This is a genomic window from Roseofilum acuticapitatum BLCC-M154 (assembly GCF_030068475.1).
Taxonomy (GTDB): Bacteria; Cyanobacteriota; Cyanobacteriia; order Cyanobacteriales; family Desertifilaceae; genus Roseofilum; species Roseofilum acuticapitatum.
Genome location: NZ_JAQOSP010000090.1, coordinates 46,694 through 62,786 on the forward strand (window position 1 = coordinate 46,694; position 16,093 = coordinate 62,786).

Below are 16,093 nucleotides of genomic sequence, written 5' to 3' on the forward strand. Positions count from 1 at the left end.
ATGCAGCATCGTATTCTTGTTGTTCCACCTACCCTAGCCCAAGCGTCTCCAGGCGCTAAACCCGATCCCCCTTCTTTGGGTATTTTACCGATGATCTTTATGGGTCTGTCGGCCGTCCTATTCATTGCCCTGGTCGGAGGTGGGATCTACGCTAAACTTGAAATCGATAAGGCTAATAAAAAAGTCAAGTTTGAGGATTTTAAGAATAAAGAACTCCAGAAAAAACTCAAACTTGCCCTGAGTACCATTACTAAAATGGAGGCCAATCCGGACTTGGTTCACTCACGGGAATTTAACCTCGACTATCTGCGAATGCGGATGGATGAGGAAGTTTTCCATTTTGCTATTGTCAATCAAATTAAAGTTAAAGTTAAAGAACAAATTACCATTGCTCTACGCCCCACCCAAGCTAAGGAAGGGAAAATTGGTGAGGCCTCTGCATCTCCCCGTAAAGTGAGTGAGGTCTTTGATGTTACCTATGAAACCGGAGATGGAGTAACTACTCAAAAACGGGTCTTATTCCGGATTCAAATTAATATGACTCGTCTACCCACTCAAGCGACCTCAAAAACCATTCAGGATATTATCGATTGTATCGAAACCTATCTGAGTCCCCATCCTGACCCCAATTGGCAACCAGCAATTCAGGGAAGGTTAGTGAATTTACATTGGGATCAAAAGGCGAAACCTACACCTTTACTGGTATTAGAGCAACTCAATGAGGGCAGTAATGTAACCTTTAAGACAAAAACTCATGTCCCAACACCCACTCCTCCTGCGGGTAAAACAGCTCGTGCTAGTGGGAGTAGCAGTAGTCGCACAAAAGGGAGAAACTCCAGCAGTCGTAACAGTGGTAAAACAAGCAGTAGCCGAAGTTCCGGTAGTCGATCGCGGTCTCAATCTCGGCGATCGCAGTAAGGGTGAGTACCCACTTTATTGACATACTCACCGTCCTAAAGGATAAGCTTACAAACGATCCGTGCGTTTCTTAGGAGCGCACGGATTTTTTTCGTTTATATATCCAGTGGTTTTCTATGGCATGAAGTTCTTTCCCATAAAAGCTTTCAGGTTTTAATTAAAAATGGAGCTGGGCAGAATCGAACTGCCGTCCGCAATAGTTATTACTCTCTGCTCATTCACAAGCTTATCCCATCTTAATCCTCTGGGAAGGAACCATTCTTGACCCCGAATGGCGGGGATTTCTAGTAAAGTCTTAACCCTTCAACTGACTAGAAACGGTTTCAGGGAGCATCCGTTGGGGTTTCACCACAGCCCTTAACGGAGTCGGACTATGATGGCTCGCGCCTGTTTGAGGCTAGATTTAGGCTACAGCAGCAGCCTTACGAGCAAAAGGAACGATGTTGTTCGCAGTTACATTTGGTTTGAGCCTTGATTTACGAGAGGTGACTCACTCTCGGCTTGTATCACAGAACAGCTTTCACTATCCCGTCGAAACCATTACAGCCCCGTGCGCGATCGCAATTGTCGATCGTAAAGAGTTAACCCAATTATAACCCCAGTAATGGCTAAACGGCCAAATTCGTCTAGAGGGCATCTGAGCGGTTAGGGTCTAAAATAAAAAAAACATCAACAATTCCATCGATCGAAGTTCCAGTAGGGTCTAACCAGGGACATCATGTTAAACACCACAGAAATTCTGATTAACCATTTTGTTGAGCAAGTCAAAGAGGGATATCGCCGTACCTACGGCGGCTGGAAACATGACTATGAAGATATTATTGGCTGGGCCGCTAACATGGCCCTAGAAAATATCGCCAATAGTGATGCCCTGTACCATAATGTAGAACACACCATTTTAGTCACCTTAGTGGGTCAGGAAGTCATCCGAGGACGACATATCCGCGAAGGGGGGGTATCCTGCGAAGATTGGCTTCATTTTATTATTTCCCTGCTCTGTCATGATATTGGCTATGTGAGGGGGGTTTGTCGCGAAGATCAAGAAGGTCTTTATGCTACGGGTAAAGATGGGGCAATGGTGTCTTTGCCTCCAGGGGCTTCAGATGCGGGGATGACTCCTTACCATGTAGACCGGGGCAAGTTGTTTATTGAGGAACGGTTTGGGGGTCATAAGTTAATTGATGCGGATGTGATTAAGCGCAATATTGAATTGACTCGCTTTCCGGTTCCCAAGGATAGCGATCATCAAACGACGAGTGATTATCCGGGATTAGTGCGGGCGGCTGATTTGATTGGTCAGTTGAGCGATCCTCGATATTTGCAAAAAATTAGCGCTCTCTATTATGAGTTTGTGGAAACGGGAGCGGCTAAAGCCCTTAATTATCGGCATCCTGAAGATTTACGCAATAATTATCCTAAGTTTTATTGGCATGGGGTGTTTCCTTATATTAAGGAAGGTTTGGGTTATTTGGAGTTAACCCAAGAAGGAAAACAGGTGATTGCGAATTTGTATGCCAATGTGTTCCGGGTGGAACATCAGCCGAATCCGTCGTTACACATGATTGTTTGAGGGGAGAATCTAATCGGGATCGAAGTCTTGGGGGATGTCTTTTTCTGGCCAGAGTAATAGCACGGCCATGATGGCAAACCCTAGGGCGGCGATCGCCTTTAACAGCTTGGTCGGTAGTAGGGCTGCGGTTCCTTCTCCGAGAATTACCCCTAGAAAACTGGCTAAGAGCAAGGCCCCTGCTGTTCCCAGAAATACGGCGCGGGGAGAGCGGGATGTGCCACTGATGGCGATCGCCGCCACCTGGCTTTTATCTCCCAATTCGGATAGGAAGACAGCCGCGAAACTTACACTTAATAATTGCCAGTCCATAGGTTCTCTAATGCTTGACTATCACCTATCGTATCGCGTTAGGTCTCGAAAGCATCTACTCCCTATGGACTCAACCGGGTTAACGTCAATGTTGGTTAAGCGATCGTTGACAAGAGAGACTCTAAGCCAAGGGAAGGCTTTTTAGGTTGACGGCAATAGGCAATTAATCCAGCCAACAGATTAAGGAGAAAGCTAACAGATTTCATCTAAATCAACCCATTCATCTTCAAAATCATCTTCATCCAGATAATGGACTCGATACTGATTGCCATCAATTTTTTGAATTCTGGCAGTATACCATTCTTCCTCATCATCATCCCAGACTTTCACTTTTTGACCGACGGCATACCCATTCTCATCGGCATCTTCCAAGTTGCCACCGCGAACATGCTTTTCTTTCACCCATTCATCTTCGGATGACCCATAGCCGACATAGTGAACATAATAGCGAGTTTTATCTTTTTTGACTTTAATTTTGCGGATCTTGGCTTCATACCAATCTTCTTCTTTTTTGTCCCAAACCTCAACGGGATCTCCGACGGAAAATTCACCATTGCCATCTTCATTGTCTGAATCTTGATCGGAGAGTGATTCCCCTTCTGCTTGCAAGGATTCATAGGCATCTAAAATTAAGCGCTGGGCAACAGTTTGAATGCCAGTATGCTCGTAGTAATTGGTGGTTTGATCGAGAAATGCGGCGACGAAATCCAGATTATCATCGGCCATTTGGATAAAGTTTCCTAAATGATTGAAAATGCTTTCTGGAGTAATCCCAGTTTGGGCAACAAGCTGATTCATCCACCCTTCAACGGCACTAAAACATTGATTGACAAATCCGAGGCGATCGCCGGTTGTTTCGCCGGGGAGCTGGTCTTGAATGCCTGAAAAAACAGGGTTTCCGGCAATGTTTCCTGGATTAATGTTTTTAATAATGGCATGGATTTTAGTGAGAAAGTTGGGCCCCAAGGGCAAAAGCCCATCAATGCAAACTAAGGCAACCATGCGGATTGATCCGGCATTATGATAGTTTTTAGTCAGAGAATTAGCAAAAATCTGTGGATTGGGTTGGGGAATGCCATTGAGTTTACAAAAGGCAATCACTTCTATGGCAATTTTGAGCAGTAAATCAATGGTTTGGGTGGTATCGGCTTTGGGGGTAATATTGCTAAGAAAGGAGAGAAAACTAAGTTTTTCACCCACTTTATTAGCTAAGGCGGCTGTACCCATGGCCACATCTGCTTTATCGATCGCCTGATATAATCCAACTGCACCCTGATAACCTTGGGTCGGATCGAGATAGAGAGATGCTGCCCGATCGCGGATACGCTGAAGGGTTTTGGGGTCGGTTTCTCCGGTGAAATGGGCGATCGTCTTATCGAACCCTACCAGATTATTCCATTCTCCCGGTGCGACAAAATCCAGGGCTTTTAAGACTTTAACCGTAATGTTATCTTCAGGCAGTTCATCAACAAGCTGAACAATGGACTTAGCCATAGTTTTCTCCTCATAATTAACCCTGTTGCTAGTTTAGCGCCATCGATCGCCTGATTGCTGGTTTCAGTTGACTTGAGATTTGACAAAATCGATAAACTGCCGCGCCGTTCTCCCGGAGCGCCCATTATGGCGGGTTGCCCATTGTAAGGCTTGATATTCTAAGTCTGCACCGGTGAGAGAAATTTGGTTAAGGGTGGCTAAATGTTGCACCATTTGTAGATAGGTTCTTTGATCGACGGGTTCAAAGGTGAGGGTTAAACCAAAGCGATCGCTAAAAGAAAGCTTTTCCTGTACCGTATCCCAATGATGAATCTCTTCGGCATCTTTCGGACGGGGGCGATCGCCGAAAAATTCCCGGATCAGGTGGCGACGGTTAGAGGTAGCATACACAACCACATTATCCGGTCTTGCGGTTAAATTGCCTTCTAAGACCACTTTCAGAGACTTAAAAGCATCATCATCTTCTTCAAAGGATAAATCATCCACAAAAATAACAAACTTTTGCAGCAGATTCCGCAACCGCTCCACAATATCCGGTAAGTCATTAAGATCGGATTTAGCCACTTCAATTAAGCGTAAGGCATCATAGCGATGAATCAAGCTTTTAATTAACGAAGACTTGCCACTCCCCCGACTGCCGTATAACAGCACATTCAGAGCCGGATAGCCTGCAAGTAAGGCTTCTGTGTTCTTTAAAAGCGCTTGTTTTTGCTCTTCATACCCCACTAATTCCTTCAGTTCAATGCGATCGGGATAAGCAATTCCTTTTAATTCTCCCGACTGCCAACGCAAAGCCCGATATTCAGAAAAAATGCCCGTGCCATGCTGTTGATAATAGCGGGCTAATTCCGGCAGTGCCTCCGCCCAGTTTTCACAGTTTTCTAACAGAGGATGTACAGAAGATTCCACGATCCAGGAAACCGGAACCTCTGGCAGATCTGCAACCCATTGCACCCACAAACCGATCTGTTCAACCACAGGGATTTCCCCTTGACATAAGCTTTGTAAGGTCTGTAAATCCTGCTTTGCAGCAGCGATCAAGGGACTGGGAATTTTCGCTAAGGGTAGGTGTTGTGCTTGACTCGTAAAGGGGTTATGGTCGCGGAAAATTTGCGCCAGTAGATAATCTGACCAACTTTTTTGCACATGGGCCAGAGTTCTAAACCAATGACCGTATGCCTTGAGACACTTTAGGGGATTGGGTTCAGGTTGGTTGAGTTGGTCTAAGAGGCTGAGAAAAGCTTGGCCAACTTCATGATGGAGGACAGCTTGATAGAGCAGGAGCGAGGCAGCTTGATGTTGTAGAGAGGCAATGTGTTGTCGAGCTGAGGGGTTTAGAGTAGTCATGGGAGCCTTTGGCAATCGCATGGGAATGTCTATTGTATCCCGTTAATTGGGGCGATCGACTCAATGGGGTTCTGTAGCAGTTACTCTGTAGGGGTCAACGGCCGTTGACCCCTACATCTAGAATTTACTATAATACATACAAAATTTTCATCGGTATGGCCCGCAATCGCCTCTATTTTTAGATTTTAGGGAGTGCGAGCATCTTGCTCGCTAGAGGTGGCAAGTGAGCAAGATGCTCGCACTACTGTTGATGTCAACTTTGAACTCATAGAGCGCTACGCGCTTAGATTAGAACAAAATTTTTAATTTTTAATTCAACTCATCCCTGATTACGCTTAAAAGGAATCGTATTATCCTCTTGCTCTTCCTCTGGACTCTCCCCATCTGAGTGTTCTGAATTCCCTTCTCCCTCAGTCTCTTCTGTTTTCAGAGCCTCCTTCTTATCCTTTTCTTGTTCTGAATCATGCCAAGGAGAATCATACCGGTTCCAAGGCAAAATCGGCCCTTTGGGTAACTTATTGGTCAGTACCGTAATATTATCCTGATCGGGTTCTGGCAGGTTGACCTTCTTTTTGGGAGAATTGGGATTGTCCGGAGTGGAACTCATAGGGCAAAATAAGTCAAAACAGTAGGGAAGCAAGCCATCCCTGGACAGAAGTTAGCCATTACCATATCCGTCAAAATTACCAACGCCAACATCCAGGTGGCATAGGCAGCATAGGAGAGGGATTGGGAGATATCATCTAACCGTTGCTTATTGGCATTATAGGCTTCTGACCAGTTCACCAGCATTTGCAGTTGATATTCCTCTGGAGAGAGGGATAAGTAGGTTTCCAGAAATTTGCGATCGCCCAAATTGGGACTGACTGCCATTTGCCGAGGGAGGAATGCCGAAATCAGCAAGGTAAAGTTTATAAGAAAGCCAACCAACTCAGCAACCGTGAATAAGTTAGGCACTAGCACCAACCGAGACAGGGTTAAACTGGTGAGCAAGGCTCCATTGGTAACAAATAAGATATTCAGCTTTGTCGTTAGGGTTTGGTTTTTCTGTCGTTGTTGTTCCAGGACTTCACGAGCATCATCAACCGCAAGTTCTAGGGTACTGGCAGAGAGGGAATCTTCCGAGGGTTCAGGATCAAAGGCATCAAAGAGAGAATGTACAGTAGCCGTCATGGTGGTAGGAGGGTTTATTCAGTTATGGGGTGAAGGGTGGCATGAGCCAAAACCTTGGCCAGGTCTACTTTCTATTATGATTGATTCTCAACCTTTTTGGCTAGAGGACTTTTACAGGATTTGGGCAGTTGTCTAGGTGAGCAAGGGTTAGGTTTTTCTGGGGTAAACCACGGAGTCAGGCGATCGCCCATTACCTAATCCCTAATTTTTTGTCCAAGTTTAATATTTTAGAAGAAATCCCTGAAATATAATGAGGTCTATATCTTAGGATCGGGCAAGTTTATGGGTCAAATCATTCGGAAAATCTATTTGCACTGGAGTGGAACACACTATAATTGGGCAACTCCTGGTCATTACCATACCGTAGTTATGGGTGATGGCACGGTCAAAAAACACACTGGTTATGACCAAATGTTGCGGACTCATACTTATGCCCGCAACGCTAATTCCGTCAGCATCTGTTGTGCTTGTATGGGAGGAGTGGCTTGGCGAGATTATCCCCCCACCAATATCCAAATTGACAATATGTGTAAAGAAGTGGCATCCCTCGCCCTCGATTTGGGTTGGGGAGCCAATGATATTACCCTCTCTCGTGTGATGACTCACGCAGAAGCTGCCGCTAATCGGGATTTCTCCAAGTGGCAAGCTTGGCAAGGAACAGGAGTCTCTTTTGCCACAGCAAGATACTATGGACTGCCCCATGATAATTATGGCCCCATCAGTTGGCATGATGGATGGCCAGGCGGTACAGCCGAGCGCTGGGACTGGTGGCAACTCAAATCCTCCGATCGCGGCGGTGTCGGGGGTGATATCTTACGGGATAAAATCCGGGGTTTCATGCAAGCTGCTGCCGATCCAGATTTAGAAAAGATCGAAAACTATCAACAGGAAACCGAATGCCGGATTTTCTTTGGGGGTAGAGTCGTTTCTACAGGATATATCCTTTCTGATAACCGGTGTTATGCTCGGTTATTAGACTTAACCTCACCCTTCCAAATCCGAATCGGTACAGTCCAAAGTGGAGATATTCGGTTTATTAATCTGATGTCAGATAAATTCAAACCCAAATATATCACCGATGCTCCTATTATTCCCAGTTTTCCCAATGTTGACATTTACCTAAATCGTCCTCTGGATGTCAACGGTAATGCTATTGGCGATCAAGATTTCCCGGTACAACCCTTTGTCCAAGGGGTTTTATTAAAGCGTTCTACCTATGTCATCTTGGCAGATTTCTGTAAAGAACTAGGGATTGATTATGCTTATCGGGGTGCAGACAAGTCCATTCATTTAGGCACGAAAACACCCCCTCCGATGTAAATGTCCTCTTGTCTTAGTGAAATTGCAACAAGGAGCTTCAGCTCCTTGTTGCAGTGCCTAGGAAACCTAGGGAGTTAAATCCGCATTGTTAGCAGAACCTTTATTACGATAGTAAATTGGATCTTCTCCCTCTTTAGCCGTGACATTTTCGTAAACGCCATCATCTCGCTTGACTAATTTACTAAATCCCAGATTTTTGTAATCATTATTACTGGTAGGAACACTGAGCATAGGAGCGCTCAATAAGCGGCGCACCGGTGCATCTAAGAGGGTATCTTCCGGATCAATCTGGGCTAATTCACACAGTTTGCCCCAAGTTTCGATCGTCTGATTCAGAGGATGAAAGACTTCGATCCGGCGATTATTACTAGGGCAGAAATAATCGTAGAGAGGCATAATAATCCGTAAATTGCAAAAAAAGTGGATCGATTATTTAGTGTATAAGGCTTAAGGCCAGATTTCAAGAGGATATAGCTTCAGTATGTTACCCTAGAATTCCTTAGCACTTGATGGGTAAGGGCTAGGGCGATCATTTCAACTGAAGGTGCAGATACCATGATCCAGCAGCACTCTGAAAAACAACTCTTAAAAGATTGGGCTTATCTGGGTATAGAAAAATACTTTCACAAAGCGATCGCCTATGAACAGAAAGTTTTAGCTGACCAAGATCCCGAAGATTTACACCAGATGCGCGTGGGAATGCGACGGTTACGCAGTGTAGTCACCGGTTTTGCCCCGGTTATCATCTTACCTGACTCGGTAAGTAATCGGAACATTGGCAAAATGGCCAAAATTTTAGGACAGTTGCGAGACTTAGATGTGTTGCAAGAGAGCTTACAGGAGTATGAACCCCAAGTAAAAGCCCAGGAAAAGCCCCTATTGCATAAAGCCTTGAAAAAATTAGGCAAGCGACGCTCCAAGGCTTTCAAAAGAGTGAAAAACTTACTCGAAGGTAAGCGCTATCAACACTTTAAGCAGTCGGCACAAGACTGGTTAGAGAAGCCCCAATATCAGGATTGGGGTCAATTACCGGTTAATAGTGTTTTACCGGATCTTTTGCTCCCTTACATTAATCAATTATTACTCCATCAGGCTTGGTGGGTGGGAGTAACTGTAAACGGGGGTAAAATTAAGCGCCAAACCCGGTTAACCCTCAAGGGAGCTGAAGCCCAAATTGCCCAACAGGGTGAAGCTTTGCACGATTTGCGTAAACAAGCTAAACGGGTGCGCTATCAAATGAGTTTGTTTAGACAGCATTATGGCCCGGTTTATCAGGAGTATGTAGAGGATATTAAACAAATTCAGGAAGTTTTAGGGACGATTCAAGATACCCTAGTGTTAGAATCTTTTTTAGATCAAGTGTTACCTTCCCACTGGAGAACAGAGGGGCAAACCTTAGCCAAACTGTTAAGTAAACAGCGTTATGAATGCTGGAAACTGTGGTACAAGCTACAGCAAAGATATTTAGATGAAAAGGTGCGTGAAGGGCTAAGAAAGGGGGTAGTTAGTCCTTTAATCCAGGTGGCAGTGGCAGAGAATAATATCCTAATGGGTAATGAAACACCAGAGGCGATCGCCTCTGGTGAAGGAACGAACCATAATCCGCGAAAAAGTAAAAAATAATCTTTACTTTCAGAGCAATGGTATTAAGATTCAACTTCCATGGCTTGTTCTACCCAACTATCAAATAACTCTTGATTGTCGGAAATCCACTCATTCACATGACGCTCAATGTCTTCGGGGGTATTTTCTCCTTCTTGGATGAGCATGTTCTGAGCATTGATGTCATCAAGGGGAATTTCTACCAACTCAAAGAGTTTTTCGGCAGCCGGATTTGCGTCTACAAATTCTTTATTTGCTACAACTCTAATGCGATCGACGACAAAACCCAAATTTTTGCCGTTGGCTGTGGTATCGGCTTCAGACACTTCCCCTTGTTCTTCGGGGAGATCGGTATAAGGGACTTCTAGCCAAATGGTTTCTTCACCCGGTTTTAATACGCCACCCACCCAGTAGGGAGTCCAGGTGTAAAAGAAAACTGGTTCTCCTTCCTGGTAGCGAACCAGAGTATCGGCAATCAAGGCCGAATACTGACCCTGATCGTGTTCGACGGTATCGCGCAAACCATAAGCATCTAAATGGTGTTCGATCACCAACTCGCAGCCCCAACCGGGATCGCATCCGGTTAAATTGGCTTTTCCATTACCATCGGTATCAAAGAGTTGGGCAATTTCGGGGTCTTTGAGCTGTTCTAAACTGGTAATGTTATATTCATCGGCTGTTTTCTTATCCATTTGGTATCCCTGTAATACCGAAGGGGTGAGGACTCCAACATGGGCTAATTTTTCATCTCCCCCACTATTTTCGTAAAATTCAGTGTGTAGCCTGTCCCAATTCACCGCAGTGTAGTCTATATCTCCGTTGCCGATCGCCGCATACAGGGTCGGATAGGTCAGTTCTTTAGGGGGTTGAGTCTCGTATCCCAATTGCTCTAAGGCTTTGTTGATAATTTGGGATTGAAAGTGTTCTTCTAGTAGACTACTCTGACCATGGGTTAAGATTGTCCCTGCTCCGGGTAAGTCACTGGTATTTTCTTCATTGGTATTACCACCAGAGGTCGTATTACAGGCGATCGCTCCTAAAAGCAATCCGCTTACCATCGTACCCAAGGCAATAGACTTGATTTTCAATTGGATCATCATTCAGTGTGTGAATACAACAATCAGATCTCTCATCTGTTTATTGGTAACCCTAGCATAAGAATTTACCTTTCTTCTCAAACTTGACCCAATAATAGTCATCGATCATGGGTTGAATGGATTTCGTAATGTGCAGCGAGTAAAGAGAGGGCGACGATGGGAGCGGTTACGGCTCTAAGAATGCGTTGACCGAGGGAAATGGGCTGGAATCCGGCTTTTAGGCTCTGTTCGACTTCTAGAGGAGTCCAGCCGCCTTCGGGGCCGGTGGCAATGAGAAGGGCTTCAGTCGGGGGAGGTAAGGGTAGGGTGAGCAGATGGGGCGCGGGGGTGCGGGTAACGGCGAGATAGGGATGGCTGTAGGGGGTTTCTAGAGCTTGGGTAAAGGATAGGGGGTTATGCAGGGTGGGAATGTGTTGCCGTTCGCATTGTTCAGCCGCTTCTGTGGCAATGCGTCGCCAACGGTCGAGTTTTTGGGGGCTGGGTTTAAGTAGGGTGCGATCGCTAATAATGGGGATAATCTCCCTTACCCCTAATTCTGTGCAACAGCGTATAATTTCTTCAAACCCATTTTTGGGTAAAGCGACCATCAGGGTAATGGCGATCGCCAGTTCAGTTTGCACCGGAATCATTTCTAGCCGTTGAGCCGTTTCCAGATCCCGCAGTTCACTTAACCACCATTGAGATTGTATCAGGGCAATAAAACGATCGCCCGGTTTCAGGCGCAGCACTCGATACAGATAATGCTGCTGCTCGGCAGTCAACCCAATCCTATCATTATGCAATTGTTCTGGGGCGATCGCCACCCGTTGCCATTGTGTCCCACTCATGACTCTTACTCAGGATTGCCAAAACTCATCACCCCATTATCCATCATCCATAATTGCCCATCTCCCCATTACCACAGATTATGGGGTAAAATGCAGACCGCAACAGATCGAGTAAAACTCCATGACAACCCGTGTTATCCTCGTCCGCCACGGTCAAAGCAGTTATAATGCCCAGCAACGCATTCAAGGCCGTCTGAATGACTCTGTACTCACCGAACAAGGCAAAGCAGATGCTAAATTAGTCGCCATTGCACTTCAAGGCCTATCCCTAGATGCCATTTACTCCAGTCCCTTGCAACGCGCTCGACAAACGGCTGAAGAAATTGTTACCCATCTTGGTTCTTCCCTCACCATCGAAAGTCCAGAAACCTTATTAGAGGTTGATCTTCCCCTCTGGCAAGGGATGCACAAAAAAGAGGTGCAAACCCAATTTCCTCAAGATTATCAGATTTGGAAACAACAACCTGAAGCCTTTAAAATGGTAATTTCCACTCCAGAAGGCACTAAAGAGCATTATCCAGTGCTGGCGATGCATGAACAAGCCAAACAATTTTGGCAAGATCTTTTAGCCAAACATCAAGGACAAACCGTCTTAGTCGTCGCCCATAATGGAATTAATCGCTGTTTGTTGAGTACAGCGCTCAATATTTCTCCTGCCTATTATCAGTCCATTCTGCAATCCAATTGCGGAATTAGTGTCCTCAATTTTTCTGGGGGTTGGGGAGAGAGCGTCCAATTAGAATCCATGAATTTAACCCATCATTTAGGGTTTTCTTTGCCCAAGTTTAATGAACCAGAAGGAATTCGTCTGTTATTGGTGCGTCATGGTGAAACCCAGTGGAATCGGGATAAGCGCTTTCAAGGAGTTAAGGATATCCCCTTGAATGAAACGGGGAAAGAACAGGGACGCAAAGCCGGTGAATTTTTGAAAGATGTGCCTATAGATTTTGCCGTCAGTAGTCCGTTGTTGCGCCCCAAAGAAACCGCAGAATTGATTTTAGAGAGCCATCCAGGAGTGGAGTTACAGCTTAATCCTCTGTTGGCCGAAATTAGTCATGGTTTATGGGAAGGGATGCTAGAGAGCGAGATTGAAGCCGCTTATCCGGGGATGTTAGCCGAATGGCAAAAATCCCCGGAAACCGTGCAAATGCCGGAAGGAGAAAATTTACAGCAGGTCTGGGAGCGGGCGATCGCCGCCTGGAGAAGTATTCTAGAATCAGCTAAACCCGGAACAACCGGCATGGTGACCGCTCATGATGCCATTAATAAGGCAATTGTTTGTCACTTATTTGATTTAGATCCCCAATATTTCTGGAATTTCAAACAAGGCAATGGAGCCATTACTGTCATTGATTATCCCTATGGCCCTCAAGGCAAACCCCTGCTCAAATGCCATAATATTACCTCCCATCTGAATGCCGGTATTCTTGACCGAACCGCAGCCGGTGCATTGTAATTGAAGCATCGTTATTTTGTCCCGCGCAAAAGTCGGGGGATTTGATTTAATCCCCCTGTCCAATTAAAATTTTAAGGTTAAATTTTCAGGTTATGATTAATCAACTTAACGATCGCTATGGAATTGCCAACCAACTCCAATTTATTGAAGGCAAAACCCTATTTAAATCGGATCAGATGGTCTCGAATTCTGAAGAAAATACAGATTTTCCCCTTATCCAAGTTGAGAATGACTTCGCCAAAGCCACCATTTCCCTTTATGGGGGTCATATCCTTTCTTTTCAACCCGTAACTGAATCCGAAGATCTGCTCTTTTTAAGTGAAAAGGCTATTCTGCAATCTGGAAAAGCCATTCGTGGCGGTATTCCTGTCTGCTGGCCTTGGTTTGGCCCCCATCCCGAACAGTCCAATCTTCCCAGTCATGGGTTTGTGCGAAATCGGTTTTGGTCAGTCTTATCTACTGCAACCACTCCTGAAGGAGAAACCCACATTCAACTCGGATTAACTGATACCCCAGACACCCGCGAACTTTGGCCCCATGCTTGGGAATTGGTCATGGATATTATGGTCGGTGATACTCTAACCGTGGGTTTAATGACTCGCAATCGAGGGAATCAACCGTTTACCATTACCCAAGCTTTACATACCTATTTCCGAGTGGGTAGTATTCATGGGGTGAGAATTTTAGGTTTAGATAGAACAGACTATATTGATAAAGTAGACGGTGGAGCGCAAAAACATCAAAGTGGAGTGGTCGAGATTACTTCAGAAGTCGATCGCATCTACACCAATGTTCCTGCTCAGTTAATTGTTGATGATTCTAGGTGGAAACGTCAGATTAGGCTCACTTCTGAGGGAAGTAATAGCGCTGTAGTTTGGAATCCTTGGTCTGAGAAAGCGGCCAAATTTGCCGATTTAGATGATGAGGACTATCTTAAGTTTGTCTGTGTGGAAACCACCAACGCGGGGCCCGATCAGATCCGAGTTTTCCCCGGCAATGAGCATCGATTGCAAGTCAAAATTAGGAATTGAGATCATAATTGATTTTGGGGAGTGCGAGCATCTTGCTCGCTGTCTTTTCTTAAGATCTTGCTCGCTGTGAAACCCTAGGGAGCGAGACTAATGCAAAACCCTAGGGAGCGAGACTAATGCAAAACCCTAGGGAGCGAGACGCTCCCACTCCTAATTCAGCACTTTCCGTTATGAGGGAGGGTGATCAACATCTACTTTAAGCAAAGAACTGATTGACTTGGCAAGAAAAATCAGGAAGTAAAGGAGATGTAAGTTCATCATTCTCGAATAGGGTCATTACTAATCCCAATTTCGCTTTTTCTCGCCGATAAACCTCTACTGTCTTTAATCGCCAGTCCACAATCCAATATTCTTGCACGCCCTGATTGGAATATAATTTTAACTTGCTTTCCTTATCGCGACGAACATCAGCTTTACTTGCTGATAATACTTCAACGACTAATTCTGGAGCGCTGGTAAAATGACCGGATTCATCAACACAATGGTTTAACGTATCGTTAGTCATCCAAATTAGATCGGGGATAACATTATCCGTATCACTGAAAATTACACCGGGATTAATGATCGCTTCACCTGTTCCTGTTGTTGCTATCCAATTTTCTAGGGCTGTGCAAATTTTACCCATAGTCTTTTGATGTTTCCAATGGGGGGCATGGGTCATATACAATTCTCCATTGATAATTTCATAGCGGTTATTGTTATTGGGCAACAGCTCCAAATCGGCTGATGTCCAGGGAATTTGTACGTTTGTCATAGTGGTGAAAGACTATCTTACTGAAGTGGATTTAACTATAACACTATTATATCCTTAAACATTGACTACAATTGAATAGGGATAAAATGGGTGAAAGTGGCCTTGTAGATCCTGTATGAGCGTCACTAGAGGCAATTGTCCCCAACCCATACCCATTTTTAATTTTTAATTTTTAATTTTTAATTGACACTATGGCCCCCCTAACCCTCGACCTCAGCCCGATCGCCACGTTAACCCGCACTGAGTTCCGCAAGCTCTGCGCGGCTAACCCCGATCGCCAACTTGAACGCAGTCCCCAAGGAGAACTCATTATCATGTCCCCAACCGGTGGAGAAACTGGCTATTGGAATTCTGAACTGATCATAGAAGTGGGTCTTTGGAACCGCCAGCAAAAATCTGGTATTATTTGCGACTCCTCGACGGGGTTTGAACTGCCATCCGGGGGCGATCGCTCTCCGGATGTTTCCTGGATACCCCTAGAAAAATGGCAGAACCTCACCCCTGAAGAGCGCAAAGGCTTTTTACCCCTATGTCCCGATTTTGTCATTGAGCTACTGTCCCCTTCCGACTCTTGGACAGCAGGACAGCGAAAAATGGAAGAATATCAAGCTAATGGGTGTCGTTTAGGCTGGTTATTAGACCCCAAAGGGAAGCGAGTGGGAATCTATCGACCGAATCAACCGGTGGAAATTCTGCATCAACCGGTCACTTTGTCCGGAGAAGAGGTCTTAGTCGGATTTGAATTAGATGTACAGTTTTTGTGGGTCTAGTACCGTAGTGCGAGCATCTTGCTCGCTGCCTTTTCCTCAAATCTTGCTGCCTTTTCCTCAAATCTTGCTGCCTTTTCCTCAAATCTCGCTGGCTTTTCCTCAAATCTTACTGGCTTTTCCTCAAATCTTGCTGGCTTGTGAACTCTAGGGAGCGAGCATTAGCGTAGGGTGGGTTAGGCGGCTAAAACCTAGACTGTGATAGCAATCTCTCAATCCGCCGTAACCCACCATTTTAGAGTTGTCACGGCACTAGGGAGCGAGACGCTCCCACACCCTAAAAATGCAGTCATATCAAGTCCGGTTTCCGCAAGCGGACATGAAAATTTGTTAAGAAGCGGGCAAGATGCCCGCACTCCTCGAATTCTTTGATATGACTGGAGTGGGAGCATCTTGCTCCCTGGATTTTTAATTAGGGTATTTAAGCG

General features: G+C 45.2%; 16 protein-coding genes, 1 other RNA gene and 1 pseudogene. 7 read left to right on the forward strand and 11 right to left on the reverse strand.

Annotation, left to right across the window (positions count from 1 at the left end; translation table 11 throughout):
* Entirely contained in the window at positions 1–918 is a 918-nt protein-coding gene (locus PMG71_RS13540; RefSeq protein ID WP_283754228.1) for a hypothetical protein, read from the forward strand.
* Between the two features lie 161 nt (positions 919–1,079).
* Here PMG71_RS13540 and ssrA read toward each other — a convergent pair.
* Positions 1,080–1,468, reverse strand: a transfer-messenger RNA (tmRNA) gene (gene ssrA, locus PMG71_RS13545).
* 168 nt (positions 1,469–1,636) lie between these two features.
* On the opposite strand from ssrA, the gene PMG71_RS13550 reads away from it, so the two are divergent.
* Entirely contained in the window at positions 1,637–2,488 is an 852-nt protein-coding gene (locus PMG71_RS13550; RefSeq protein ID WP_283754229.1) for an Npun_R2479 family HD domain-containing metalloprotein, read from the forward strand.
* Between the two features lie 9 nt (positions 2,489–2,497).
* On the opposite strand, the gene PMG71_RS13555 is transcribed toward PMG71_RS13550, so the two are convergent.
* The 6 genes and pseudogenes from PMG71_RS13555 to PMG71_RS13575 form a co-directional block, all read right to left on the reverse strand.
* Positions 2,498–2,797, reverse strand: a complete 300-nt coding sequence (locus tag PMG71_RS13555) for a TMEM165/GDT1 family protein (RefSeq protein WP_283754230.1) — start codon at positions 2,795–2,797, stop codon at positions 2,498–2,500.
* Positions 2,798–2,892: 95 nt separating this feature from the next.
* A pseudogene (locus PMG71_RS24140) lies at positions 2,893–2,994 on the reverse strand (IS982 family transposase); the annotation flags it as partial.
* The gene (locus PMG71_RS13560) at positions 2,990–4,291 is read right to left on the reverse strand and encodes a Tudor-knot domain-containing protein (RefSeq protein ID WP_283754231.1); all 1,302 of its coding nucleotides are present in this window, start codon (positions 4,289–4,291) and stop codon (positions 2,990–2,992) included. The gene PMG71_RS13560 and the pseudogene PMG71_RS24140, both read right to left, overlap by 5 nt.
* A 63-nt stretch (positions 4,292–4,354) precedes the next feature.
* A complete protein-coding gene (locus PMG71_RS13565; RefSeq protein ID WP_283754232.1) occupies positions 4,355–5,638 on the reverse strand; it encodes an ATP-binding protein in 1,284 nt (427 codons plus the stop codon).
* 319 nt (positions 5,639–5,957) lie between these two features.
* On the reverse strand, positions 5,958–6,245 hold the full coding sequence (locus PMG71_RS13570) for a hypothetical protein (RefSeq protein ID WP_283754233.1): 288 nt from the start codon (positions 6,243–6,245) through the stop codon (positions 5,958–5,960).
* On the reverse strand, positions 6,242–6,811 hold the full coding sequence (locus PMG71_RS13575) for a hypothetical protein (RefSeq protein WP_283754234.1): 570 nt from the start codon (positions 6,809–6,811) through the stop codon (positions 6,242–6,244). The genes PMG71_RS13570 and PMG71_RS13575 overlap by 4 nt, the downstream gene beginning before the upstream one ends.
* A gap of 282 nt (positions 6,812–7,093) precedes the next feature.
* Between PMG71_RS13575 and PMG71_RS13580 the strand changes: the two genes are divergently transcribed.
* Complete coding sequence (locus PMG71_RS13580) at positions 7,094–8,131, forward strand: N-acetylmuramoyl-L-alanine amidase (protein WP_283754235.1); 1,038 nt, start codon at positions 7,094–7,096, stop codon at positions 8,129–8,131.
* 66 nt (positions 8,132–8,197) lie between these two features.
* On the opposite strand, the gene PMG71_RS13585 is transcribed toward PMG71_RS13580, so the two are convergent.
* A complete protein-coding gene (locus PMG71_RS13585; protein WP_283754236.1) occupies positions 8,198–8,527 on the reverse strand; it encodes an FmdB family zinc ribbon protein in 330 nt (109 codons plus the stop codon).
* A gap of 159 nt (positions 8,528–8,686) precedes the next feature.
* Here PMG71_RS13585 and PMG71_RS13590 point away from each other — a divergent pair, with 159 nt between their 5' ends.
* Entirely contained in the window at positions 8,687–9,754 is a 1,068-nt protein-coding gene (locus tag PMG71_RS13590) for a CHAD domain-containing protein (protein ID WP_283754237.1), read from the forward strand.
* A gap of 23 nt (positions 9,755–9,777) precedes the next feature.
* Here the strand turns inward: PMG71_RS13590 and proX are convergent, their stop codons facing one another.
* Both proX and PMG71_RS13600 read right to left on the reverse strand, forming a co-directional pair.
* Positions 9,778–10,833, reverse strand: coding sequence for a glycine betaine/L-proline ABC transporter substrate-binding protein ProX (proX, locus tag PMG71_RS13595; RefSeq protein ID WP_283754238.1), 1,056 nt, complete (start codon positions 10,831–10,833; stop codon positions 9,778–9,780).
* A gap of 95 nt (positions 10,834–10,928) precedes the next feature.
* A complete protein-coding gene (locus PMG71_RS13600; protein WP_283754239.1) occupies positions 10,929–11,657 on the reverse strand; it encodes a 16S rRNA (uracil(1498)-N(3))-methyltransferase in 729 nt (242 codons plus the stop codon).
* Positions 11,658–11,778: 121 nt separating this feature from the next.
* Here PMG71_RS13600 and PMG71_RS13605 point away from each other — a divergent pair, with 121 nt between their 5' ends.
* Both PMG71_RS13605 and PMG71_RS13610 read left to right on the forward strand, forming a co-directional pair.
* Positions 11,779–13,113 carry a histidine phosphatase family protein gene (locus tag PMG71_RS13605; RefSeq protein WP_283754240.1) on the forward strand — a complete coding sequence of 445 codons (1,335 nt, stop codon included), beginning with the start codon at positions 11,779–11,781 and terminating at the stop codon, positions 13,111–13,113.
* A 92-nt stretch (positions 13,114–13,205) separates the two neighbouring features.
* Positions 13,206–14,144: a D-hexose-6-phosphate mutarotase gene (locus PMG71_RS13610; RefSeq protein ID WP_283754241.1), complete on the forward strand. Its 939-nt coding sequence runs from the start codon at positions 13,206–13,208 to the stop codon at positions 14,142–14,144.
* A 196-nt stretch (positions 14,145–14,340) separates the two neighbouring features.
* Here the strand turns inward: PMG71_RS13610 and PMG71_RS13615 are convergent, their stop codons facing one another.
* Complete coding sequence (locus PMG71_RS13615) at positions 14,341–14,898, reverse strand: Uma2 family endonuclease (RefSeq protein WP_283754242.1); 558 nt, start codon at positions 14,896–14,898, stop codon at positions 14,341–14,343.
* Positions 14,899–15,089: 191 nt separating this feature from the next.
* Between PMG71_RS13615 and PMG71_RS13620 the strand changes: the two genes are divergently transcribed.
* Positions 15,090–15,668: a Uma2 family endonuclease gene (locus PMG71_RS13620; RefSeq protein WP_283754243.1), complete on the forward strand. Its 579-nt coding sequence runs from the start codon at positions 15,090–15,092 to the stop codon at positions 15,666–15,668.
* Positions 15,669–16,093: the final 425 nt, after the last annotated feature.